Below are 21,215 nucleotides of genomic sequence, written 5' to 3'. Positions count from 1 at the left end.
TCACGCGTGGCCAAAGGCCGCTGCGGCTGCCTTTGCAGCCGGGTCTAGCCAGACCAGGGCAACCAGAACCACCGGGAACGAAAACAGTGCCGCTGCGAAGCCTACGGCCCGCGCCGCAGGCGCAGGCGCATCGACAGGCCCCTTGGCAGCGTCGAACCAGATGCTCTTGATCAGGCGCAGATAGTAGAAGGCCCCAACCACGCTTCCGACCAGGCCCAACACGGCGGCCCACTGCATCATCACGTCGCCCGTGCCGATCGCGGCCTTGAAGACATAAAACTTCGACCAGAAGCCAGAGAACGGCGGCAGGCCGAGAGCCGACAGCGAGAAGGCCGTCATGGCGAGGGCGATGCCCGGACGTTCCTTGATCAGGCCGGCCATGTCCTCGATGGTTTCCATCGGCTTGCCGTTGCGGCTCAGGGCCTGAAGGCAGGCAAAGAAGCCGGTCACGTCGACCATATAGAGCACCATGAAGACCAGCATGGCATGCAGGCCGGTCTCTCCGCCGGTGGCGACGCCCAGCAGGGCATAGCCGACATTGGCGATCGAGCTATAGGCCCACAGACGCTTGAGGTTGGTCTGGGCCAGGCCCGCGAAGGCACCGACAAAGACCGAGATCAGGGCGGCGATCACCAGGACCTGGCGCCATTGAGCGACGGAGTCCGGGAAGGCGTCGCCCAGCACGCGGGCGAACATCATCATGGCCGCCAGCTTGGGCGCGGCTGCAAAGAAGCCCACGACCGGAGTCGGCGCACCCTCATAAACGTCCGGTGTCCACATATGGAACGGCGCGGCAGAGACCTTGAACGCCAGACCGCAGATCAGGAACACCAGACCAAACAGCAGACCCACGCCGTGTGTGCCATGGGCGGCGGCGGCAATGTCAGCGAACCGGGTGGAACCCGCAAAGCCGTAGATCAGCGACGAACCGTAAAGCAGCAGGCCCGATGACAGGGCACCCAGGACGAAGTACTTGAGGCCGGCTTCGGAGGCTTTGGCATCGTCACGGCGGAAGGCCGCCAGCACATAGAGCGCCAGGGACTGAAGTTCGACGCCGATATAGAGGCTGATCAGGTCGCCGGCCGAGGCGGTGACGCCCATGCCCAGCGCCGCCAGGATCACCAACACCGCATACTCGAACTTCTGATCCCCACGCTGGGCCAGCCAGCGGTCGCCCAGCACGATGCCGATGGCGCTCGAGATAAAGATGGCGACCTTGGCGTAGGTCGCCGCAGCATCTGCCGAATAGACGCCATTGAAGGCGTGTCCGTGCGGCCCGACGACCGCAGCGACGGCCGCCGCCAGCAGCGCCGCCACAGCGGCCAGAGTGAACAGGGGGCTCGTCTTGCCCTGGAACGCACCCCAGACCAGCAGCACGAGGGCTGAACCCGCGAGAATGACCTCAGGGAGGATCAGCGAAAGATTGGCTGAAAGCGTCATCAGTCCCTCACCCGGCCAAGGCGGCGCGCCAGGCGCCGACCAGCGCGTCGACGGACGACGCGGTCAGGTCAAATACGAAATTCGGATAGATGCCGAGCACCAGGGTCGAGATGATCAGCGGCGCGAAGATCAGGATCTCGCGCTTGTCGAGGTCGGTGATCGTCTTCAGTTCAGGATTGACGATCTCACCGAACATCACCCGACGATAGAGCGTCAGGGCGTACATGGCCGAGAGGATCACACCGCTCGCAGCGAACACCGCCGTCCAGGTCGAGGCTTGATACACACCGGTCATGGTCAGGATTTCGCCGACGAAACCCGAGGTGCCCGGCAGGCCGACATTGCCCATGGTGAACAGCAGGAAGGTCGCGGCGTACAAAGGCATGCGATTGGTCAGGCCGCCATAAAAGGCGATCTCTCGGGTGTGCATGCGGTCATAGACGACGCCGACGCAGAGGAAGAGCGCGCCGGAAATCACCCCGTGGCTCAGCATCTGGAAGATCGCGCCCTGCTCGCCCGCCGCATTGCCCGAGAAGATCCCCATGGTCACAAAACCCATATGGGCGACGGACGAATAGGCGATGAGCTTCTTGATGTCGGTCTGACGGAAGGCAACCAGCGAGGTGTAAACAATCGCGATGGCCGACATCGCAAACACCAGCGGCTGGAACATATCCGAGGCATTGGGGAACATCGGCAGGCTGAAGCGCATGAAGCCATAGCCACCCATCTTCAGCAGGATGCCCGCCAGGATGACCGAACCGGCCGTCGGTGCCTCAACGTGGGCATCAGGCAACCAGGTGTGGACCGGCCACATCGGCATCTTCACCGCGAAGCTGGCGAAGAAGGCCAGCCACAGCCAGGTCTGGAGCCACGGGGCGAACTTGAAGGTCATCAGTTCGGGGATCGAAGAGGTGCCCGAGATGGTGATCATCGCCAGGACGGCGGCCAGCATAAGCACCGAGCCAAGCAGGGTGTAGAGGAAGAACTTGTAGGCCGCATAGATCCGGCGCTTCCCGCCCCAGATTCCGATGATCAGGAACATCGGCACCAGGCCGCCTTCGAAGAACAGGTAGAAGAGGATCAGGTCCAGCGCACAGAAGACGCCAATGACCAGGGTCTCCAGAACCAGGAAACAGATCAAATATTCGACGAGCCGCTTCTCGATCGAGCGCCAGCTGGCGAGGATACAGATCGGCAGCAGAAAGGCCGTCAGCAGGACGAATAGGATCGAGATCCCGTCAACGCCCATCCGGTAGTGCAGGCCCGCAAACCACGACACGTCTTCCACGAACTGGAAGCCCGGGTTCTTGGGGTCGAACTGGGCGACCATCAGGATCGACAGCGCGAAAGTGACCAGCGTGGTCGCCAGGGCGATCCATTTGGCCAGGGCGTCGGTAGCCGCATTGTCACCCTTGATCGCGCGAACCGCCAGAAGGATGGCGACGCCGGCGAGCGGGGCGAAAGTGGTCAGGCTGAGAAGGCCGCTCATAAGCTCCGTCCCCCTCAATGGAAGGCGTACAGGGCGAAGCCAAGCAGACCGGCGACGCCGAGCAGCATGACAAACGCATAGTGATAGACATAGCCGGTCTGGAGCTTGCCGGTCCGGCGGCCGACCTCGTAGCTCAGGGCGCTGACACCGTCAGGTCCAAGCCCGTCGATGATCTTCTGATCACCGCCCTTCCAGAACAGGTCACCCAGGAACTTGGCCGCGCGCACGAAGGTGGCTTGGTACAGTTCGTCGAAGAACCACTTGTTGTAGAAGAACACGTACAGCGGGCCGTTGCGGGCGGCGAGTTTGGCACCCAGGCCTTCTTTCAGAATGTAGACGTAGAAGGCACCCAGCAGGCCCAGAACGGACGCGACCAGCGGTGCCCACTTCACCCAGGTCGGAACCTCATGGGCCAAATGCAGGACATAGTTGGTCGGGGCGTTGTAAATCGCGCCGCGCCAGAATTCTTCCTGATGGTGGCCGACGAAGTATTCGACGAACACGAAGCCGGCCAGAACAGCCCCGATCGACAGCACCACCAGCGGGAACAGCATGATCAGCGGGCTTTCGTGCGGCTTGTGGTCATGGCCATGGCCATGATCGTCGTGGCCGTGATCAGCAGAGGCGGGCGCAGCATGGTCGTCATGGCCATGGGCGGCGTGTGCGTCATGGCCGTGATCGTCATGACCCCAGCGGGCGTGACCATTGAAGGTGAAGAAGGCCAGGCGCCAGGAATAGAAGGCAGTCAGGCCGGCCACCAGCAGGCCGATGACGAAGGCGAACATGGCGATGGAATTCTCGCCGCCTGCCGCAAAGGCCGCCTCGATAATCGTGTCCTTCGAATAGAAGCCGGCGAAGCCCAGGTGGAGCGGCGGGAAGCCGAGTCCCGTAATCGCAATCGTGCCGATGGTCATGGCGATGAAGGTCACTGGCAGCAGCTTGGCCAAGGCACCATAGCGACGCATGTCTTGTTCATGGTGCATGCCGTGGATCACCGAACCGGCACCCAGGAACAGCAGGGCCTTAAAGAAGGCGTGGGTGAACAGGTGGAACATGGCCGCCTGATAGGCACCGATGCCGGCCGCGAAGAACATGTAGCCCAGCTGCGAACAGGTCGAATAGGCGATGACCCGCTTGATATCGTTCTGGGTCAGGCCGACCGTGGCGGCGAACAGGGCCGTAATCGCGCCGATCACCGTGACGATGTTCTTGGCGATGGGGGCATACTCGAACATCGGCGACAGCAGGCACAGCATGTAGACGCCGGCCGTGACCATGGTGGCCGCGTGGATCAGGGCCGAGACCGGGGTTGGGCCTTCCATGGCGTCGGGAAGCCAGGTGTGCAGGAAGAACTGCGCCGACTTGCCCATCGCGCCGATGAACAGCAGGAAGCAGGCAATATCCATCAGGGGCCAGCTGTGGCCCACAAACTCCCAGGTGCGGCCGGCATTGGCGGCGATCTGCGGGAACAGCTCGGCGAACTGGATCGTTCCGAACGCCCAGTAGGTGGTCATGATGCCCAGGGCGAAGCCGAAGTCACCGACCCGGTTGACCACAAAGGCCTTGATCGCTGCGGCGCTGGCTGAGGGCTTCTTGAACCAGAAACCGATCAGCAGATACGAGGCCAGACCCACCCCTTCCCAGCCGAAGAACAGCTGCATGAAGTCGGCGGCGGTGACCAGCGACAGCATGGCGAAGGTGAACAGCGACAGATAGGCGAAGAACCGCGGCTTGCTGTCGTCCTCGGCCATATAGCCCCAGGAATAGATGTGCACGAGGGCCGAGACCGTCGTGACCACGATCAGCATCACGGCCGACAGGGCGTCGATACGGATCGACCAGTTGGCGACAAAGTCGCCGATATGGATGAACGGCAGCAGGGTGACCGTGAAGGCCTCCATGTGCCCCCAGGTCCACTGGCTGAAGGTGTACCAGGACAGGCCGCAGGCCAGCAGCAGGGCGCCGGTCGTGACGGCTTGCGAGGCCACGTCGCCGATGCGTCGGCCAAACAGGCCCGCGATGATCGCCGCGACCAGCGGGGCGAAAACGAGGATGGTGACGAGAGACTGCATGATGTCGCTTAGCCCTTCATCATGCTGGCATCGTCAACCGCGATGTCGCCGCGGTTTCGGAAGAAGGTAACGAGGATGGCTAGGCCGACGGCGGCCTCTGCCGCAGCGACGGTCAGCACGAACATCGCAAAGATCTGGCCAACCACGTCGTGCAGATAGGCCGAGAACGAGACCAGGTTGATGTTTACGGCCAGCAGGATGAGCTCGACCGACATCAGGATGACGATGATGTTCTTGCGGTTCACGAAGATGCCGAAGACGCCGATCGTGAAGAGGATCGCAGCGACAACGAGATAGTGCGACAGGCCGATCATTCGGAGATCCCCTCACCCGGCTTGATCTGAACCAGTTCCATGCCGGTCTTCGGCGAACGGGCGACCTGATCGCCGATGTTCTGGCGGCGGACACCCGGCTTGTGGCGCAGGGTCAGGACAATGGCACCGATCATGGCAACCAGCAGAACCATCCCAGCCAACTGGAAGAAGAAGGCGTAGTCGGTGTAGAGCACCCGACCGATCGCCTCGGTGTTGCTGACACCTTCCGGCGACGCCAGAGGCTGGGCGTTCTTGCCGGCAGCGCCGTTCGTGGCGACCGTGGCGGCGACGAAGATCATCTCCAGCGTCAGCACACCCGCCACCAGTCCGCCGATCGGCAGGTACTGGGCGAAGCCCTTGCGCAGCTCCTCGAAGTCGACGTCGAGCATCATGACCACGAACAGGAACAGCACCGCGACCGCGCCGACATAGACGACGATCAGCAGCATCGCGAGGAACTCCGCGCCCAGCAGGACGAAGAGGCCAGCGGCCGAGAAGAAGGCGGTGATCAGGAAGAGCACCGAGTGCACGGGGTTTCGCGCCGAGACGACGAGAAGACCCGCCGCCAGCGTCACAAAAGCCAGCAAATAGAAAGCGATCGCCTGCAAGGCTGCTCCCCTGAAAACTACATCCACGACAACAGCGCCAATCGGCGCGTCGCCCTCTTCGGAATCGCGCCCCGTCCTTAACGGTAAGGCGCGTCCAACTCCAGATTCTTCGCGATCAGGCGTTCCCAGCGGTCGCCGTTATCGAGAAGCCGTTCCTTGTCATAATAGAGTTCTTCGCGCGTCTCGGTCGCGAACTCGGTGTTCGGACCTTCGACGATCGCATCCACCGGGCAGGCCTCCTGGCACAGGCCGCAATAGATGCACTTGACCATGTCGATGTCGTAGCGGGTCGTCCGGCGGCTGCCGTCCTCGCGCGGTTCGGCCTCGATCGTGATCGCCTGGGCGGGGCAGATGGCCTCGCACAGCTTGCACGCGATGCAGCGCTCCTCGCCCGACGGATAGCGACGCAGGGCATGCTCGCCCCGGAAGCGCGGCGACTGCGGGTTGCGCTCGTTCGGATAGATGACGGTCTTCTTCGGCGCGGCCATGTACTTCATGGCCAGACCGAAGGCGTTGGCGAAGTCGAGAAGGGCCGCGCCCTTAATCGCCTGGGATATGCGTTGCATCATGGCCGTCAATCACCCTTCGGAATGACGCAGGTGTAGTTTGAAAGCTGGGCGGGATCTCCCCCGTCCTGCTTGGCTTGCAGCACCCCGCCGTCGGCCTTGCACTTGTCGCCGGCCCGGCGGAGTTCGTCATAGTTCACCACGCCGCGGCCCAGCGAATAGGACCGGTCCGACGCCATCGTGGCCGAACAGGCCGCGAGGGAGGCGAAGGTCAGTCCCATCAGGGCAATGGCGACTTGGCGGTTCATCAGGCCCCCGGACCAAACACGCGCCAGGCCGCGACCAGGACGACCAGCACCAGAGCGGTGGGCAGGAACACCTTCCAGCCCAGACGCATCAGCTGGTCATAGCGGTAGCGAGGCACGATGGCCTTGGCCATGGCGATCATGAAGAACCAGAAGCAGATCTTGGCGAAGAACACCAAGGCCAGGAAGAAGTTACCCCACCAGCCCCAGCTCACCAGGAAGTCGGTCGGGAAGCCCGGGTTCCAGCCGCCAAAGAACAGGACGCTGATCATCGCGCACATCAGGACGATGTTCGAATATTCAGCGACCATGAACAGCAGGTACGGGGTCGAGCTGTACTCGACCTGATAGCCGGCCACGAGCTCGGATTCGGCTTCGGGAAGGTCGAAGGGCGGGCGGTTGGTCTCGGCCAGGGCCGAGATGTAGAACATGCCCATGGCGATCACCATGACCGGCAGCAGGACGATGTTCTTGAGGCCGCCGCCGAAGACGTTCCAGTTCCAGAACCAGCCGGACTGGGCTTCGACGATCGTCGTCAGATTCATCGAACCGGCCAGCAGGATCACCGTGATGATGATCAGGCCGATTGAAACCTCGTAGGAAACCATCTGGGCCGCCGAGCGCAGGGCACCCAGGAAGGGGTACTTCGAGTTAGAAGCCCAGCCACCCATGATGATGCCGTAGACGCCCAGCGAGCTCATCGCCAGCAGGTACAGGATGCCGACGTTCAGGTTGGACACGACCCAGCCCGGGGCAAACGGTATGGCCGCCCAGCCGACGAAGGCCAGAACCAGGCTCAGCAGGGGTGCCAGGATGAAGACCACCTTGTCGGCACCGGCCGGGATGATGATTTCCTTGAGCACGAACTTGAAGAAGTCGGCGAAGGACTGCAGCAGGCCGAAGGGACCCACGACATTGGGGCCCTTGCGCATCTGGACGCCGGCCCAGATCTTGCGGTCGGCCAGCAGCAGGAAAGCCAGGCTGAGCAGCACCCAGATCACGACCAGCAGGATCCCGCCGGTGGTCAGCAGGGTCCAGGTTACGGCAGGGTTGGAGAAGAACTCGCTCATGTCGGCCTACTCCGCCGCGATCTTGGCCGCGCCCGACGCCGTGGCCGCACATTCGGCCATGGTCACGCTGGCGCGCGCGATGGGATTGGTCAGGTGGAACGCCTTCACCGTGCTCTCGAACGGGGCGTCCGACAGATCGCCGGCTTCGCCCAGGGCCGAAGCGTCGAACACGGTCGGGATCGAACCCGGCGCGAAGTCGATCTGGCCAAAGGTGGGGTGGTCGGCAAACAGCTTGGCCCGAAGCTGGTCCAGGCTGTCATAGGGCAGCTTCTGGCCGAGGACCTCAGAGAGGGCCCGCAGGATCGACCAGTCTTCCTTGGCCTCGCCCTTCGGGAACACTGCGCGTTCGCCCATCTGGACGCGGCCTTCAGTATTCACATAGAGGCCGTTCTTTTCGGTATAGGCCGCGCCCGGCAGGATCACGTCGGCCTTGTGGGCCCCGTTGTCGCCGTGCGTGCCCAGATAGATCTTGAAGGCGTCCGAAGCGGCGGTTTCGCACTCGTCTGCGCCCAGCAGGAACAGCACATCCAAAGCGCCAGGCTTCAGCATCTGACCAGCGGTCAGACCGCCCTCGCCCGGCACGAAGCCGAGGTCGAGGCCAGCAACACGGGCGGCGGCGGTGTGAAGCACGTTCCAGCCGTTCCAGCCCTCGCGGACGATCTTGAAGCTCTTGGCGGCAACACCTGCTGCCTTCAGTACTGCAGCGCCGTCGGCGCGGGTCAGAGCGCCCTGGCCGATGATGATCGCAGGACGTTCAGCGTTCTTCAGAGCGGTGACGAAATCGGACTTGCTCTTGCTCAGGCCCGAAAGGGTCTTCGCGCCGGCGCCCAGATAGTCGTAGCCATAGGTCAACTCGGCCTGCTCGCCGATCACCCCGACGCGGACCTTGCCGGCCAGCCATTGCTTGCGCAGGCGGGTGTTGAGGACCGGCGCTTCCAGGCGCGGGTTCGTGCCGACCAGCAACACGACATCGGCGTCTTCAATGCCGGCGATCGTCGAGTTGAACAGCCAGCTTTCGCGTGGACCGGCACCTAGCGCGACGCCATCCTGGCGCGCGTCGAGGTTCTTCACGCCCAGGGCGGCGAAAAGATCCTTGGTCGCTTTCAGGCTTTCGGCATCCTGCAGGTCACCGGCGATGACACCGATGCGCTCGGGCTTGGCAGCCTTGATCTTCTCGGCCACGGCCGCGAAGGCCTGGGCCCAGGTGGCCGGCTGCAGCTTGCCGCTGACGCGCACATAGGGACGGTCTAGACGCTGCCGTTGCAGACCGTCGACGGCATAGCGCGTCTTGTCAGAGATCCACTCTTCGTTGACGTCCTCGTTGACGCGCGGGAGCACACGCAGAACGGCGGCGGCGCGGCTGTCGACGCGGATCGCCGAGCCCAGAGCGTCCATGACGTCGATGCTCTCGGTCTTCTTCAACTCCCAGGGCCGCGCCTCGAAGGCGTAGGGCTTGGAGGTCAAGGCGCCGACCGGGCAGAGATCGATCACATTGGCCGACAGTTCCGACGTCACTGCCGCGCCCAGATAGGTCGTGATTTCAACGTCTTCGCCGCGCGATATCAGGCCGATTTCCGGAGAACCGGCCACTTCCGTGATGAAACGGACGCAGCGCGTGCACTGAATGCAGCGCGTCATCACCGTCTTGATGAGCGGGCCCATGGCCTTCTCTTCAACGGCGCGCTTGTTCTCTTCATAGCGGCTGTCGTCGCGGCCATAGCCCATGGCCTGGTCCTGCAGATCGCACTCGCCACCCTGGTCGCAGATCGGGCAATCCAGCGGGTGGTTGATGAGCAGGAACTCCATCACCCCTTCGCGGGCCTTCTTGACCATCGGGGTCTTGGTGAAGATCTCCTGGCCCTCGGCGGCCGGCAGGGCGCAAGAGGCCTGCGGCTTGGGCGGACCGGGCTTCACTTCGACCAGGCACATCCGGCAGTTGCCGGCGATGCTGAGACGCTCGTGATAGCAGAAGCGCGGGATCTCTTCCCCGGCCAGTTCCGCGACCTGCAGAACCGTCATGCCGGGCTCGAACTCGACCTCGACGCCGTTGACCTTGGCGATAGCCATTCTTGTTACTCCGCCGCGATCAGCTTGGCGCCCTGCACGTGCAGGCGACCGCTACGATAGGATGCGATCCGGTCCTCCACCTCGTGGCGGAAGTGACGGAACAGGCCCTGGATCGGCCAGGCGGCCGCATCGCCCAGGGCGCAGATGGTGTGACCCTCGACCTGGGTCGTGACGTCCAGCAGGGTGTCGATCTCTTTCGGATCGGCCTCGCCGGTGACCATGCGTTCCATGACCCGCCACATCCAGCCGGTGCCTTCGCGGCAAGGGGTGCACTGGCCGCAGCTCTCGTGCTTGTAGAAGTAGCTCAGGCGAGCGATGGCGCGGACCAGATCGGTGTCCTTGTCCATGACGATGACGGCCGCGGTGCCGAGGCCCGAGCGGAGGGCGCGCAGGGCGTCAAAGTCCATCGGCAGGTCTTCGCACTGCTCGGCGGGGATCATCGGCACGGACGATCCGCCCGGGATCACGGCCTTCAGATTGCCCCAGCCGCCCCGGATGCCGCCGCAGTGATCCTCAATCAACTGGCGGAACGGGATGCTCATCGCCTCTTCGACGTTGCAGGGCGTGTTCACATGGCCGCTGACGCAGAAGAGCTTGGTCCCGGTGTTGTTGGGACGACCAAAGCCCGCGAACCATGAAGCCCCGCGACGCAGAATCGTCCCGGCGACAGCGATGCTCTCGACGTTGTTCACCGTCGTGGGCATGCCGTAGAGGCCCGCGCCAGCCGGGAAAGGCGGCTTCAGGCGCGGCTGGCCCTTCTTGCCTTCCAGGCTTTCCAGAAGGGCCGTCTCTTCGCCACAGATATAGGCACCCGCACCGTGGTGGACGTAGATCTCGAAGTCCCAGCCATGGACATTGTTCTTACCGACCAGCTTGGCCTCGTAGGCCTGCTTGATGGCAGCTTCCAGAATTTCGCGCTCACGGACATATTCGCCGCGGATATAGATGTAGCAGGCGTGGGCCAGCATGGCGCGCGAGGCGATCAGGCAGCCCTCGATCAGGAGATGCGGGTCATGCCGCATGATCTCCCGGTCCTTGCAGGTGCCCGGCTCGGATTCGTCGGCATTGACGACCAGAAAGTGCGGACGACCGTCCTTCACTTCCTTGGGCATGAACGACCACTTCAGGCCGGTGCCGAAGCCCGCCCCGCCCCGGCCGCGCAGGCCGGAGTTCTTCATGTTGTCGATGATCCAGTCGCGACCCGCGTCCAGGATGTCCTTGGTGCCATTCCAGCAGCCGCGCTTCTTCGCGCCCTCGAGGCCCCAATCCTGGAGACCGTAGAGGTTCGTGAAAATGCGGTCCTTGTCTTCGAGGATACCGACCATGACTCAGCTTTGCGGATCGAATGGATGGGCGCGCACATAGCGCGTCCGACGTAGGATGACATAGGCGAAAAGCAGCCAGCCGACTGCAATCGTCACAAGACCGAGTGCAACGGCCCATTCGGGCGCACCAGCCACGACCCGGCCCCAGATCAGGAGCAGGGCACCGAGCAGGCAGGCCACGAAGCCGATGCCGCGTTCGCGGCGACCAAGAACACGAATCGACTCCAGATAGGCCGCCTTGCGGGTGTTGAAGTCGCTGTCGTCGATCATGACGTTGCGCCCCCTTCCCGCTTCACGGCGCGCATCCAGCCCAGCACAAACCAGATCTGAGCGCCGAGACCGGCCGCCACGAGAACCAGGAAAGCTGGCAGAAGCCACCCGATTCCCATGGCCACATGGCCGACAATCGCCGCGCCGGCCAGCACGAAGCAGACCGCGTCGATGGCAAGCATCGCGGTCAGTCGCTTCTTCTGCAAGACGGCGTCAGCGTTCATCAGGTGGCAGGCTCCGCCTTGGCCTTCTTGGGCTTTTCGGGGAGGTTCGGGATCTTGATCTTCTTGGCCAGCGAGCCGTCATAGAGCTTGGGATCGGTCAGGGTCTTGATCGAGTCCTTGGGCTCCGAAGCCTTGCGGCCTTCATAGCTTCCGGGCTGCGGCGACTTGCCAGCAGCGAAGTCATCGAGGATCTGGGCCAGGCTCTCGGGCGTCAGGTCCTCGTAATAGTAATCATTGATCGCGGCCATCGGCGCATTGCAGCAGGCGCCCAGGCACTCGACTTCTTCCCAGCTGAACTTGCCGTCAGCCGAGACGTGGTGGGCTTCGCCGATCTTGTCCTTCAGCACCTGGCGCAGGTCGAGCGCGCCGCGAAGTTGGCAGGGCGTCGTGCCACAGAGCTGCACGAAGGCGACCTTGCCGACCGGCTGCAGTTGGAACATCACGTAGAAGGTCGCGACTTCCAAGACCCGGATGACCGGCATCTCGAGCTGCTTGGCGATCTCCTGGATCGCGGGCTCAGGGATCCAGCCTTCCTGCTTCTGGGCCAGCCAGAGCATGGGGATCACCGCCGACTGCTTGCGCTCGGCGGGGTACTTGGCTTTCCACCAGTCGGCCTTGGCCTGGCTGTCCTTCGAAAAGGCGAAGCTGGCGGGCTGTTCCTTGGCGAGACGACGAACGGACATGCGTCAGGCTTTCACGAAATCAACGCGGGCGATCTTTTCGCCGGCGAAGGTGTAGATGGCGGCGACCTCGAAAGGCGTCGCGTCGGGCGAACGGAAGACCCGCTCGTGGTCGATGACCTTGTTGCCGATCACCACGCGCGACAGAAGTTCGGCGCGGTTATCTGGAAACTGCGCGAACAGGCCAAGATGGCGCTCGCGAAAGGCTTCGACGCCGTGCAGGTTTGGCTCGGCGTTCAGGTCGGCGACGGCCATGTCGTCGGCGAAGTGGCGGCAGAGACCGTCCACGTCCTGAGCGTTGTAGGCATCCAGCTGGGCTTGAGCGACGGCAGCGAAGCTCACCGGTCGATCTCCCCGAACACGATGTCCAGCGAACCCAGGATGGCGGAAACGTCGGCCAGCATGTGGCCGCGGTTCATCCAGTCCATGGCCGCCAGGTGCGGGAAGCCCGGTGCGCGGATCTTGCAGCGATAGGGCTTGTTGGTCCCGTCGGAGACCACGAACACGCCAAACTCGCCCTTGGGGGCTTCGACGCAGGCATAGACCTCGCCGGCCGGCGTGCGGAACCCTTCAGTGTAGAGCTTGAAGTGATGGATCAGGGCTTCCATCGAGCGCTTCATCTCGGCACGACGCGGCGGGCTGACCTTGTTGTCCTCGGTCATCACAGGGCCCGGCGTCTTGCGGAGCATGTCGCAGGCCTGACGGATGATCTTGGTCGACTCGCGCATCTCCTGCATGCGGCACAGATAGCGATCGTAGCAATCGCCATTCTTGCCGAGCGGGATATCGAACTCGAACTCGTTGTAGCACTCATAGGGCTGATTGCGGCGCAGGTCCCAGGCGATGCCAGAGCCGCGCACCATCACACCCGAGAAGCCCCACTCAATCGCCTGCTCGCGCGTCACCACGCCAATGTCGACGTTGCGCTGCTTGAAGATGCGGTTGTCGGTGATCAGGCCTTCAATGTCGTCGCAGATCTTCGGAAAGGCCTTGGCCCACGTGTCGATGTCTTCGATCAGCTGCGGCGGCAGGTCCTGGTGGACGCCGCCCGGACGGAAGTAGTTGGAGTGCAAGCGAGCGCCGCAGGCGCGCTCGTAGAACACCATCAGCTTTTCGCGTTCCTCGAAGCCCCAGAGAGGCGGCGTCAAGGCGCCGACATCCATGGCCTGGGTCGTCACATTCAGAAGGTGGTTCAGAACCCGGCCGATTTCCGAATAGAGCACCCGGATCAGAGAGCCACGGCGGGGCACATCGACGCCCAGCAGCTTCTCGATAGCCAGGCAGAAGGCGTGCTCCTGGTTCATCGGCGCCACGTAGTCGAGGCGGTCGAAATACGGAATGTTCTGAAGGTAGGTGCGGGCCTCCATCAGCTTCTCGGTGCCGCGATGCAGCAGGCCGATATGCGGATCGACGCGTTCGACGACTTCACCGTCCAGCTCAAGCACAAGGCGCAGCACACCGTGCGCGGCGGGGTGTTGCGGGCCGAAATTGATGTTGAACTTGCGGACTGGAGTTTCCGGAATCGCCGGAACCGTAGACTCGTCCTGAACGAGATCAGTCACCGCTGCGGGGGTGTCATGGCCGGTCATGCTTCCTGGCCTTCCTTACGCTGCTCGATGCTGAGCGAAACTAGCAGCCCGGCAACCAGCAGAACGGCGCCCAGCAGCGTGATGATGGTGGTCGCGACATCCCAGGACTGGGAAATCGCGGCTTGTGACAGCGGCAAAGCCAGAAGGACGGACGCCGCCCCGAGAAGCGCACTGCGGAGCTCGGCGATCTCCATGCGACGAAGCCCGGCCCCAACCGCAAGGGTCATGACCGCGATCATGATCGCAATCCCAAGCCCCTTGTTCTGTTCGACCGTGATAACCGGTGCCCGCGTGAACCAGCCTGTGAGCCTCATGCCTATGGTCATCAGGAAGGCCGTCGAAAAGGTCACCAGGAAAAACGCTGTGGCGGAGCGAAACGTCGGCCGGCGCAGACCCATGATCATGCATCCCCTGCTCTCTTCTCGGCCTTCTCATCGCCCGGCAAGGCGTACTTCGCGCCTTCCCAGGGAGAGAGGAAATCGAACGCACGGAACTCGGTAATCTTTACGGGTTCATAGACGACGCGCTTCAGCTCGTCATCGTAGCGAACCTCCACGTAACCCGTCATCGGGAAGTCCTTCCGCAGCGGATGGCCGTGGAAGCCGTAGTCGGTCAGGATCCGGCGCAGGTCCGGGTGCCCGTCGAAGAAGATGCCGTACATGTCGAACGCCTCGCGTTCGAACCAGTTGGCCACTTCGAACACCGGAGTGACCGTCGGAACCGGCGTATCCTCGTCGGTCGAGACCTTCAGACGGATGCGATGGTTCTTCACCAGCGACAACAGGTGGTAAACTACATCAAAGCGCGCCGCGCGTTCCGGATAGTCGACGCCAGCCAGGTCTATCAACTGGTGGAAACGGCAGGCGGCGTCATCACGCAGGAAGATCAGCGTGTCGCAGACCGTCGCCGAGCGCGCCACGATGGTCAGCTCACCAAAGGCTACCGAATGACCGAGCACCCCGGGACAACGGGCGACGATATCCTGGCCGAGAAGTTCGAGGGTTGCGCTCATCGCTCGATCGTCCCCGTGCGACGGATCTTCTTCTGCAGTTGCAGCACGCCATAGACCAGTGCCTCTGCGGTCGGCGGGCAACCCGGAACATAGATGTCCACCGGCACCACGCGATCACAGCCGCGAACGACACTGTAGCTGTAATAATAGTAGCCGCCGCCATTGGCGCAGCTGCCCATGGAGATCACGTAGCGCGGCTCGGGCATCTGGTCGTAAACCTTGCGCAGAGCCGGAGCCATCTTGTTGGTCAGGGTACCGGCGACGATCATCACATCGCTCTGGCGCGGGCTGGCCCGCGGTGCGAACCCATAACGCTCAAGGTCATAGCGCGGCATCGAGGCCTGCATCATTTCCACAGCGCAGCAGGCCAGGCCAAACGTCATCCACATCAGCGACCCCGTACGGGCCCAGGTGATGAGGTCGTCAGCAGCGGCCGTGATGAAGCCCTTGTCGGCCAATTGACCCGAGATGCCGTCGAAGAACGGATCGTGCAACTTGGGATCATAACCCTGCACCGTCGAGCGACCAGCGGAGCCGGCTGGTATCAGGGGCGAGCTATTGCCGGGAACGATCACTCCCATTCGAGGGCGCCCTTCTTCCATTCGTAGATAAAGCCGACAGTCAGGATGCCCAGAAACGTCATCATCGACCAGAAGGCGAAGACAGCCGCCTCATGCGGCAGCTTCATCAGTGTGACCGCCCAAGGGAACAGGAATGCCACTTCCAAGTCGAAGATGATGAAGAGGATCGACACGAGATAGAATCGAACGTCGAACTTCATGCGCGCGTCGTCGAAGGCGTTGAAGCCGCATTCATAGGCGGACAGCTTTTCAGGGTCCGCCGCCTTGGGTGCCAGGACAGCAGCCGCCGCAAGGAATGCAACGCCGATGATGGTCGCAATCCCGAGAAAGATCACGATCGGCAGGTATTGGAGAAGGAAGGCGTTCATGACAGCCCTTGGCTTGAATCGTGCGGGTTGTAGCCCATGCCCGCCGACGCTTCAAACACCTGCGACACATTGAGAAACGGTCGCAACTGATCGTCAGTGACAGATGGTACGACATGGCCGTTGACACGAGTCCGCGCCCGACATATCAGACGCGCCTCGCCGAAGGGCGGGTCGCACCTTCGCTCCGGCGGAGGCCCAATGCGGATGTAGCTCAGTTGGTTAGAGCGCCGGCCTGTCACGCCGGAGGTCGCGGGTTCAAGTCCCGTCATTCGCGCCACCTTTCTTGGGTGGTGGTGATGCTTCCCACTTCAGTGGCGAAATACGGACGACCGTCGCGCCATGGCGCACGACGCGGATGTAGCTCAGTTGGTTAGAGCGCCGGCCTGTCACGCCGGAGGTCGCGGGTTCAAGTCCCGTCATTCGCGCCACCGTCCTGCTTCAAAAGCAAGATCCCATGTTTTACAGTTGTTTGGCTAGCCTCCGACCAGTTGTCTGGTGAATTGGGGTTGAGCTTTTCGCGCGGCGGCATGATCTAGCATCAATGGCCCCTCCCCCCTCCCCACGGCTTTCCGTTCTCGACCTCTGCCCGGTCCCGATGGGCTCCAGTGTTGGGGATGCCTTGCGAAACAGCCTCGATCTCGCAAGGCAGACCGAGCGTTTGGGCTATCACCGCTATTGGCTGGCCGAACATCACAACATGCCGGGGATCGCCAGTGCGGCGACAGCGGTCGCGATCGGTCATGTCGCGGCGGGCACATCAACGATTCGGGTCGGCTCCGGCGGAATCATGCTGCCAAACCATGCGCCCCTGATGGTCGCGGAGGCATTCGGCACCCTGGCGGCCATTTTTCCCGGTCGCATCGATCTGGGTTTGGGTCGGGCGCCGGGGACGGACCAAGCCACCCTGAGGGCACTTCGACGCTACATGGGCGCTGTTGATTCGTTCGCGCAGGATGTCGTTGAGCTTCAGGCCTGGTTCAAACCGGCCACTGCCGATCAAGCCGTGCGCGCCATACCTGGCGAGGGCCAGGACGTTCCGCTTTGGCTGCTGGGATCCAGTACCTACAGCGCCCAGCTTGCGGCGGCCCTGGGCTTGCCTTTTGCTTTTGCAGCCCATTTCGCGCCAGACCAACTTATGGACGCGATCACCCTCTACCGCCGCCATTTCAAACCCTCGGAATCATTGGCTGCGCCCTATGTGATGATCTGTATTGGCGTCTGCGCGGCGGACACGGACCAGGAGGCCCGCAGACTTTCTACGTCTACCCAACAACAGTTCCTGGCCCTGCGGCGTGGCCGACCAGGGCTGCTTCCGCCGCCGGTGGACGACATCGGCGAGATCGCTTCGACGTCAGAAATCGCCGGCTTGGACCAGATCTTCCGCTACTCGGCCGTGGGCTCGGCAAAGACCGTCCAACAGAAGATCGAGGCGGTCCTCGCCCTGACGGGTGCCGACGAGCTCATGGCAGCATCGCAGATCCATGAGCATGCGGCGCGTGTTCGCAGCTATGAAATCCTGTCCGGCGTGTTTGAGCGTATTGCTCTGCCCGCCTGATCAATGCGCCTGGTGCCGTGGTAGCGTCGAACCTTGGGAAAAACCCGCTGCGCCCGTGAGACGGCCATAGATCTGGCAAAGGGCGGTGAAAACCGAGTCCCAGCCATGCCGCTCTTCGGCGCGACGCCGCGCAGCCTGACCCAGCTGAACCGAACCGCGCGCGAAAACCGACTCGATAGCCTCCGCGAACGCGCCAGCCTCCGACGCCGTGGCAAGTTCGCCAACCAAGCTATCCACGGATTCCGCCACGCCTCCGGCCGCTACGCCAATAACCGGCAAACCACAGGCCATGGCTTCAAGAACGACAAGACCAAACGGCTCATTGTCATTGGCATGCACAAAGGCGTCGCAACCGGCCAGAATCGCGGCCAGGGCCAGAGGATCCCGCTGATAGTCCAGGCAGACCACGCGATCGCTGGCCGGAGCTCCACTGCCGGCACCGATCAGAAGCAGAACATAGGGATCGCCGAGTCGCTCGACGGCCTCCACCAGCACGTCCAGCCGCTTCTCGCGCGCAGGTCGGCCAGCGAAAACGAGAATGCGGTGGTCTGGCCTCAGGCCGAGAGTCGTCTTGAGTTTGGCCCTGTCGCCACAGCGGGGGTGAAAGACATCCACATCCACGCCTAAGGGCAGCCCGATCGCATTGGCCACTCCGGCCTCGATCAGGCGACCCGCGATGAAGCGGCTCGGCGCAACGGCCTGATCAAACTGGCCGTAGATCGCAGCCCAGCGCTTCTGCACAGGCTTCTCAGCCCATTCACCGATATGCAGCGCCGCCAGCGCCCCGAGGTCGGTATGGCAGAATCCGACGACCGGAACGCCGAGACTGTCGCCGGCACGCAGAGCCGCAAGCCCGGGCGTATAAGGGTCTCCCGCTTCAATGATGTCCGGCCATTGGCGGATCAACCTCTCCATCCAGGCCTGCTTGACGACAGGCCAGCGATATCCGTCCCCGAATGGCAAGGGCGCGGCATAGATCGAAACCCGCCCCTGCCCGTCATGAGCGTCACGAGCACCAGGCACGACAAGGGTATGCTGGACCAGCGGACGGTGAACCGAAAGCCAGGCACGCTTTGAATTGAGGTAGCGGCGAACGCCACCGCTGCGGGGCGCATAGAGCATTGTCGTGTCGACGAGGCGAACGCGTGCATCATATTCAGCCTCGCCGCGCGCAGGCCCGACCCTGTTGATCGGGTGGTTCGATCTCATGTCCGTCACGCCGAATCCTCATCGTTACCCCGACCACGCATTCGTGCTCAGAACGATAAAGCTTTCACGACAACTCGGGTTCCTCACTGCCTGGCGGCAGCTTAAGCGACCTCCCGCGACGGATAAGAGCTTCCCGCAGCAGCATTTCAACCTGGGCGTTCACGCTCCGCAGTTCTTCTGCTGCAAGGCGCTCGACGGCGGCCAACACGTCTGGGCGGACGCGCATCAGGAACGATCGCCGCACTGTCTTACCCGTTTCCTCCGGCACCGCTTTCAAGGCTTAGCCGTAAAGGGTGCCGGTGTTGACGACCGGCTGAGCTTCTCGATCCGCGCACAGGACCACGAGGAGGTTGGACACCATTGCGGCCTTGCGCTCGTCGTCCAGGACAACGACGCCACGTTCATTGAGCTGATTGAGGGCGTTTTCAACCATCCCTACGGCCCCGGCTACGATCGTGCGCCGGGCAGACAGCACCGCTTCGGCCTGCTGCCGCTTCAACATCGAGCCGGCGATTTCGGGCGCATAGGCAAGGTGCATCAGATGTGCCTCATCGATGGCCACGCCCGCCACGGCGATCCGGGCCTGCAGGTCAGCCTGCAGCCTGGCGCCAACTTCCTCTGCATCGGCCCTGAGCGTAGGCTCCCCCTCTTCGGCATGGTCGTAGGCGTAGTGCGAGGCGACCTCCCGCAGGCCGGTCTCAATCTGGATGTTCACGAAGGCGACATAGTCATCGACATCGAACAGAGCCTGAGCCGAGTCAGCGACGCGCCAGACAATGTTGGCAGCGATCTCGATGGGATTGCCGCGCTTGTCGTTGACCTTGAGCATTTCGCTTGTGACGTTGCGAACCCGAAGGCTGATCTTCTTTCGCCCGTACCAGGGTAAGACCCAGCGCAGTCCCGTTGTGCGGTCGGTTCCGACATAGGCCCCAAACAGCGTATTCACAGACGCTTCGTTCGGCTGCAGCGAATAGAAGCCGCAACCAACCAGAACGGCCGAGGTGACCAGAATGGCCCCAAGCGCGTTGTAGCCACCCCCATAGGTTTCAGCGCTGATAAAGGCCCAGACCCCTAGGCCAATGAGCAACGGCATTGACAGGAGTGGTAGACCTCCGCTGCGACCGGCTCCGATCCGCTCGACTGATCTGTTGATGGTGTGCACCTGGTCCATCGCCATTCTCCAAATTGATATACAAGTGATATCACTTTGATCGCTATTGGCAAGGCGAACCCGGACCGCGTAAGCCCTTGAGCCGACAGAGTGAGGACGAGATGCCGCGATATCTATTCACGACCTGGGAAGGCGGCGGACACGTCCAACCCATGCTGCTCGCAGCACTGGAACTCAAAGACCGCGGCCACAGCGTCTTGATCCTGAGCGACATCTGCAATGCGTCAGACGCAGCCGCCCTGGGCCTGCACTTCCTGCCCTGGACCAAGGCGCCGAACCAAACTGGAAAACGACGCGAGGATGATCGCCTGAAGGATCATGAAGCCGACAATCCTCTGGAGGTCATTCACCGGTTGATCGAACGGGTCATGGCCGGCCCGGCCCAGGCCTATGCAGAGGACACCTTGTCGGCCATCGACACCTTCAGGCCGGATGCCGTGGTCACCCAGGAACTGCTTTTAGGCGTTATGGCCGCTGCTGAGGCGCGCAACCTGCCGCTGGCCCTGTTCGCTGCCAACATCTGGTCGCTCCCTACCCTGCCCGGCGTCCCTCCGTTTGGTGCAGGCATGCTACCGGCCAACTCGGACGACGAACGGGCCATGCACGCCATGGTGACCCAGATGAGCCGGGGCTTCTTTCAGGTCGGGCTGGAGGAACTCAATGCGGCGCGTAGCCACCTCGGCCTAGAGGGCCTGAACGATCTGTTTGCGCAACTTGACGCAGCGAGTCTGATCCTGATTGCCAGCAGCCGCGCTTTTGACTTCGGGCCGGACCCGCTCCCAAAGCCCTTTGCCTATGCAGGCCCCTACCTCGCTGATCCGGCCTGGATCGAACTTGAGGCGGTCCCGGCCGGGACGGCTCCTCTGGTGCTAGTCTCCTTTTCAAGCCTCTATCAAGCGCAAGAAGCCGCTCTGACCAATGTAATAGCCGCCTTGGGCCGACTCCCGGTGCGCGGCCTGGTAACGACCGGCCCCACCCTGGACCCCGCAGAGTTCTCTCACCCGGACAATGTAACGGTCGTCCGCAGCGCGTCCCATGCCGATCTGCTGAAGCAAGCGGCGGTTTTCGTGACTCACGCGGGCCATGGCTCGACCCTTAGGCCGCTGATGGCGGGCGTACCCTTGCTCTGCCTGCCGATGGGACGTGACCAGCTTGACAATGCAGCACGTGTCTCGGCCCGCGGTGCCGGGCTGCGTCTGGCACCCGACGCTGGTATTGAGCCGATCACGGCAGCACTTGCGGAGCTGCTGGAGGATAGCCGCTATCGCCAGGCCGCCGCAGCCCTTGGCGAAGCAATCAGGGCCGATCAGGACCAGCGATCCGCCGCAACCCTGTTAGAGGGCCTGCTGACGTGAAC

Annotated in this window: 23 protein-coding genes and 2 tRNA genes; 4 read left to right on the top strand and 21 right to left on the bottom strand. The window is 62.8% G+C overall.

What is annotated here, in order from left to right; translation table 11 throughout:
• The 19 genes from nuoN to AQ619_RS08455 form a co-directional block, all read right to left on the bottom strand.
• Positions 1 to 1,440, bottom strand: coding sequence for an NADH-quinone oxidoreductase subunit NuoN (gene nuoN / locus AQ619_RS08545; RefSeq protein ID WP_062146367.1), 1,440 nt, complete (start codon positions 1,438 to 1,440; stop codon positions 1 to 3).
• A 7-nt stretch (positions 1,441 to 1,447) separates the two neighbouring features.
• The gene (locus AQ619_RS08540; RefSeq protein ID WP_166504193.1) at positions 1,448 to 2,950 is read right to left on the bottom strand and encodes an NADH-quinone oxidoreductase subunit M; all 1,503 of its coding nucleotides are present in this window, start codon (positions 2,948 to 2,950) and stop codon (positions 1,448 to 1,450) included.
• Positions 2,947 to 5,004, bottom strand: coding sequence for an NADH-quinone oxidoreductase subunit L (gene nuoL / locus AQ619_RS08535; protein ID WP_062146362.1), 2,058 nt, complete (start codon positions 5,002 to 5,004; stop codon positions 2,947 to 2,949). Before nuoL ends, AQ619_RS08540 begins: the two co-directional genes overlap by 4 nt.
• Before the next feature lie 8 nt (positions 5,005 to 5,012).
• Positions 5,013 to 5,318 (bottom strand): NADH-quinone oxidoreductase subunit NuoK, encoded by a 306-nt coding sequence (gene nuoK, locus AQ619_RS08530; protein WP_062146360.1) that lies wholly within the window; start codon positions 5,316 to 5,318, stop codon positions 5,013 to 5,015.
• A complete protein-coding gene (locus AQ619_RS08525) occupies positions 5,315 to 5,926 on the bottom strand; it encodes an NADH-quinone oxidoreductase subunit J (protein ID WP_062146358.1) in 612 nt (203 codons plus the stop codon). The genes nuoK and AQ619_RS08525 overlap by 4 nt, the downstream gene beginning before the upstream one ends.
• Before the next feature lie 77 nt (positions 5,927 to 6,003).
• A complete protein-coding gene (gene nuoI, locus AQ619_RS08520) occupies positions 6,004 to 6,495 on the bottom strand; it encodes an NADH-quinone oxidoreductase subunit NuoI (RefSeq protein WP_062151436.1) in 492 nt (163 codons plus the stop codon).
• A gap of 5 nt (positions 6,496 to 6,500) precedes the next feature.
• Positions 6,501 to 6,713, bottom strand: coding sequence for a hypothetical protein (locus AQ619_RS08515; protein WP_378109168.1), 213 nt, complete (start codon positions 6,711 to 6,713; stop codon positions 6,501 to 6,503).
• Between the two features lie 26 nt (positions 6,714 to 6,739).
• On the bottom strand, positions 6,740 to 7,807 hold the full coding sequence (gene nuoH, locus AQ619_RS08510) for an NADH-quinone oxidoreductase subunit NuoH (RefSeq protein WP_062146354.1): 1,068 nt from the start codon (positions 7,805 to 7,807) through the stop codon (positions 6,740 to 6,742).
• Between the two features lie 6 nt (positions 7,808 to 7,813).
• Positions 7,814 to 9,874 carry an NADH-quinone oxidoreductase subunit NuoG gene (gene nuoG / locus AQ619_RS08505; protein WP_062146352.1) on the bottom strand — a complete coding sequence of 687 codons (2,061 nt, stop codon included), beginning with the start codon at positions 9,872 to 9,874 and terminating at the stop codon, positions 7,814 to 7,816.
• 5 nt (positions 9,875 to 9,879) lie between these two features.
• Positions 9,880 to 11,199, bottom strand: coding sequence for an NADH-quinone oxidoreductase subunit NuoF (gene nuoF, locus AQ619_RS08500; RefSeq protein WP_062146350.1), 1,320 nt, complete (start codon positions 11,197 to 11,199; stop codon positions 9,880 to 9,882).
• Positions 11,200 to 11,202: 3 nt separating this feature from the next.
• Positions 11,203 to 11,469: a hypothetical protein gene (locus AQ619_RS08495; RefSeq protein WP_062146348.1), complete on the bottom strand. Its 267-nt coding sequence runs from the start codon at positions 11,467 to 11,469 to the stop codon at positions 11,203 to 11,205.
• Complete coding sequence (locus tag AQ619_RS08490) at positions 11,466 to 11,693, bottom strand: hypothetical protein (RefSeq protein ID WP_062146346.1); 228 nt, start codon at positions 11,691 to 11,693, stop codon at positions 11,466 to 11,468. The genes AQ619_RS08495 and AQ619_RS08490 overlap by 4 nt, the downstream gene beginning before the upstream one ends.
• Positions 11,693 to 12,376 (bottom strand): NADH-quinone oxidoreductase subunit NuoE, encoded by a 684-nt coding sequence (nuoE, locus tag AQ619_RS08485; protein ID WP_062146344.1) that lies wholly within the window; start codon positions 12,374 to 12,376, stop codon positions 11,693 to 11,695. The genes AQ619_RS08490 and nuoE overlap by 1 nt, the downstream gene beginning before the upstream one ends.
• Positions 12,377 to 12,379: 3 nt before the next feature.
• Entirely contained in the window at positions 12,380 to 12,715 is a 336-nt protein-coding gene (locus AQ619_RS08480; RefSeq protein WP_062146342.1) for a nuclear transport factor 2 family protein, read from the bottom strand.
• Complete coding sequence (locus AQ619_RS08475; protein WP_062146340.1) at positions 12,712 to 13,962, bottom strand: NADH-quinone oxidoreductase subunit D; 1,251 nt, start codon at positions 13,960 to 13,962, stop codon at positions 12,712 to 12,714. The genes AQ619_RS08480 and AQ619_RS08475 overlap by 4 nt, the downstream gene beginning before the upstream one ends.
• Entirely contained in the window at positions 13,959 to 14,360 is a 402-nt protein-coding gene (locus AQ619_RS08470) for a hypothetical protein (RefSeq protein WP_062151433.1), read from the bottom strand. Before AQ619_RS08470 ends, AQ619_RS08475 begins: the two co-directional genes overlap by 4 nt.
• Positions 14,361 to 14,362: 2 nt before the next feature.
• The gene (locus AQ619_RS08465) at positions 14,363 to 14,974 is read right to left on the bottom strand and encodes an NADH-quinone oxidoreductase subunit C (protein WP_062146338.1); all 612 of its coding nucleotides are present in this window, start codon (positions 14,972 to 14,974) and stop codon (positions 14,363 to 14,365) included.
• Entirely contained in the window at positions 14,971 to 15,576 is a 606-nt protein-coding gene (locus AQ619_RS08460) for a NuoB/complex I 20 kDa subunit family protein (protein ID WP_166504192.1), read from the bottom strand. Before AQ619_RS08460 ends, AQ619_RS08465 begins: the two co-directional genes overlap by 4 nt.
• Positions 15,546 to 15,923: an NADH-quinone oxidoreductase subunit A gene (locus AQ619_RS08455; RefSeq protein WP_062146334.1), complete on the bottom strand. Its 378-nt coding sequence runs from the start codon at positions 15,921 to 15,923 to the stop codon at positions 15,546 to 15,548. Before AQ619_RS08455 ends, AQ619_RS08460 begins: the two co-directional genes overlap by 31 nt.
• Before the next feature lie 200 nt (positions 15,924 to 16,123).
• On the opposite strand from AQ619_RS08455, the gene AQ619_RS08450 reads away from it, so the two are divergent.
• The 3 genes from AQ619_RS08450 (at position 16,124) to AQ619_RS08440 (ending at position 17,478) form a co-directional block, all read left to right on the top strand.
• A tRNA-Asp gene (locus AQ619_RS08450) sits at positions 16,124 to 16,200 on the top strand.
• 74 nt (positions 16,201 to 16,274) lie between these two features.
• Positions 16,275 to 16,351 (top strand) — tRNA-Asp (locus AQ619_RS08445).
• 113 nt (positions 16,352 to 16,464) lie between these two features.
• Positions 16,465 to 17,478 carry an LLM class flavin-dependent oxidoreductase gene (locus tag AQ619_RS08440; protein ID WP_062146332.1) on the top strand — a complete coding sequence of 338 codons (1,014 nt, stop codon included), beginning with the start codon at positions 16,465 to 16,467 and terminating at the stop codon, positions 17,476 to 17,478.
• On the opposite strand, the gene AQ619_RS08435 is transcribed toward AQ619_RS08440, so the two are convergent.
• Together AQ619_RS08435 and AQ619_RS08430 are read right to left on the bottom strand one after the other, a co-directional pair.
• Complete coding sequence (locus tag AQ619_RS08435; protein ID WP_084745871.1) at positions 17,479 to 18,687, bottom strand: glycosyltransferase family 4 protein; 1,209 nt, start codon at positions 18,685 to 18,687, stop codon at positions 17,479 to 17,481.
• Positions 18,688 to 18,967: 280 nt separating this feature from the next.
• Complete coding sequence (locus tag AQ619_RS08430; RefSeq protein ID WP_062146330.1) at positions 18,968 to 19,858, bottom strand: SPFH domain-containing protein; 891 nt, start codon at positions 19,856 to 19,858, stop codon at positions 18,968 to 18,970.
• 152 nt (positions 19,859 to 20,010) lie between these two features.
• Between AQ619_RS08430 and AQ619_RS08425 the strand changes: the two genes are divergently transcribed.
• A complete protein-coding gene (locus AQ619_RS08425; protein ID WP_236849554.1) occupies positions 20,011 to 21,213 on the top strand; it encodes a nucleotide disphospho-sugar-binding domain-containing protein in 1,203 nt (400 codons plus the stop codon).
• The last annotated feature ends 2 nt before the right edge of the window (positions 21,214 to 21,215 follow it).

Source organism: Caulobacter henricii (genome assembly GCF_001414055.1).
Lineage (GTDB): Bacteria > Pseudomonadota > Alphaproteobacteria > Caulobacterales > Caulobacteraceae > Caulobacter > Caulobacter henricii.
This window is presented reverse-complemented; position numbering and strand designations above follow the sequence as displayed.

What these genes read in the sequence shown, in the direction of transcription:
- nuoL (WP_062146362.1), bottom strand. Translation starts at nt 5,004, where the DNA reads ATGCAGTCTCTCGTCACCATCCTCGTTTTCGCCCCGCTGGTCGCGGCG.
- AQ619_RS08490 (WP_062146346.1), bottom strand. Translation starts at nt 11,693, where the DNA reads ATGAACGCTGACGCCGTCTTGCAGAAGAAGCGACTGACCGCGATGCTT.
- nuoG (WP_062146352.1), bottom strand. Translation starts at nt 9,874, where the DNA reads ATGGCTATCGCCAAGGTCAACGGCGTCGAGGTCGAGTTCGAGCCCGGC.
- AQ619_RS08425 (WP_236849554.1), top strand. Translation starts at nt 20,011, where the DNA reads ATGCTGCTCGCAGCACTGGAACTCAAAGACCGCGGCCACAGCGTCTTG.
- AQ619_RS08440 (WP_062146332.1), top strand. Translation starts at nt 16,465, where the DNA reads ATGGCCCCTCCCCCCTCCCCACGGCTTTCCGTTCTCGACCTCTGCCCG.
- AQ619_RS08495 (WP_062146348.1), bottom strand. Translation starts at nt 11,469, where the DNA reads ATGATCGACGACAGCGACTTCAACACCCGCAAGGCGGCCTATCTGGAG.
- AQ619_RS08465 (WP_062146338.1), bottom strand. Translation starts at nt 14,974, where the DNA reads ATGAGCGCAACCCTCGAACTTCTCGGCCAGGATATCGTCGCCCGTTGT.
- nuoN (WP_062146367.1), bottom strand. Translation starts at nt 1,440, where the DNA reads ATGACGCTTTCAGCCAATCTTTCGCTGATCCTCCCTGAGGTCATTCTC.
- nuoI (WP_062151436.1), bottom strand. Translation starts at nt 6,495, where the DNA reads ATGATGCAACGCATATCCCAGGCGATTAAGGGCGCGGCCCTTCTCGAC.
- AQ619_RS08475 (WP_062146340.1), bottom strand. Translation starts at nt 13,962, where the DNA reads ATGACCGGCCATGACACCCCCGCAGCGGTGACTGATCTCGTTCAGGAC.
- nuoK (WP_062146360.1), bottom strand. Translation starts at nt 5,318, where the DNA reads ATGATCGGCCTGTCGCACTATCTCGTTGTCGCTGCGATCCTCTTCACG.
- AQ619_RS08430 (WP_062146330.1), bottom strand. Translation starts at nt 19,858, where the DNA reads ATGGACCAGGTGCACACCATCAACAGATCAGTCGAGCGGATCGGAGCC.
- AQ619_RS08455 (WP_062146334.1), bottom strand. Translation starts at nt 15,923, where the DNA reads ATGAACGCCTTCCTTCTCCAATACCTGCCGATCGTGATCTTTCTCGGG.
- AQ619_RS08515 (WP_378109168.1), bottom strand. Translation starts at nt 6,713, where the DNA reads ATGGGACTGACCTTCGCCTCCCTCGCGGCCTGTTCGGCCACGATGGCG.
- nuoE (WP_062146344.1), bottom strand. Translation starts at nt 12,376, where the DNA reads ATGTCCGTTCGTCGTCTCGCCAAGGAACAGCCCGCCAGCTTCGCCTTT.
- AQ619_RS08435 (WP_084745871.1), bottom strand. Translation starts at nt 18,687, where the DNA reads ATGAGATCGAACCACCCGATCAACAGGGTCGGGCCTGCGCGCGGCGAG.
- AQ619_RS08470 (WP_062151433.1), bottom strand. Translation starts at nt 14,360, where the DNA reads ATGGGTCTGCGCCGGCCGACGTTTCGCTCCGCCACAGCGTTTTTCCTG.
- nuoH (WP_062146354.1), bottom strand. Translation starts at nt 7,807, where the DNA reads ATGAGCGAGTTCTTCTCCAACCCTGCCGTAACCTGGACCCTGCTGACC.
- AQ619_RS08460 (WP_166504192.1), bottom strand. Translation starts at nt 15,576, where the DNA reads ATGGAAGAAGGGCGCCCTCGAATGGGAGTGATCGTTCCCGGCAATAGC.
- nuoF (WP_062146350.1), bottom strand. Translation starts at nt 11,199, where the DNA reads ATGGTCGGTATCCTCGAAGACAAGGACCGCATTTTCACGAACCTCTAC.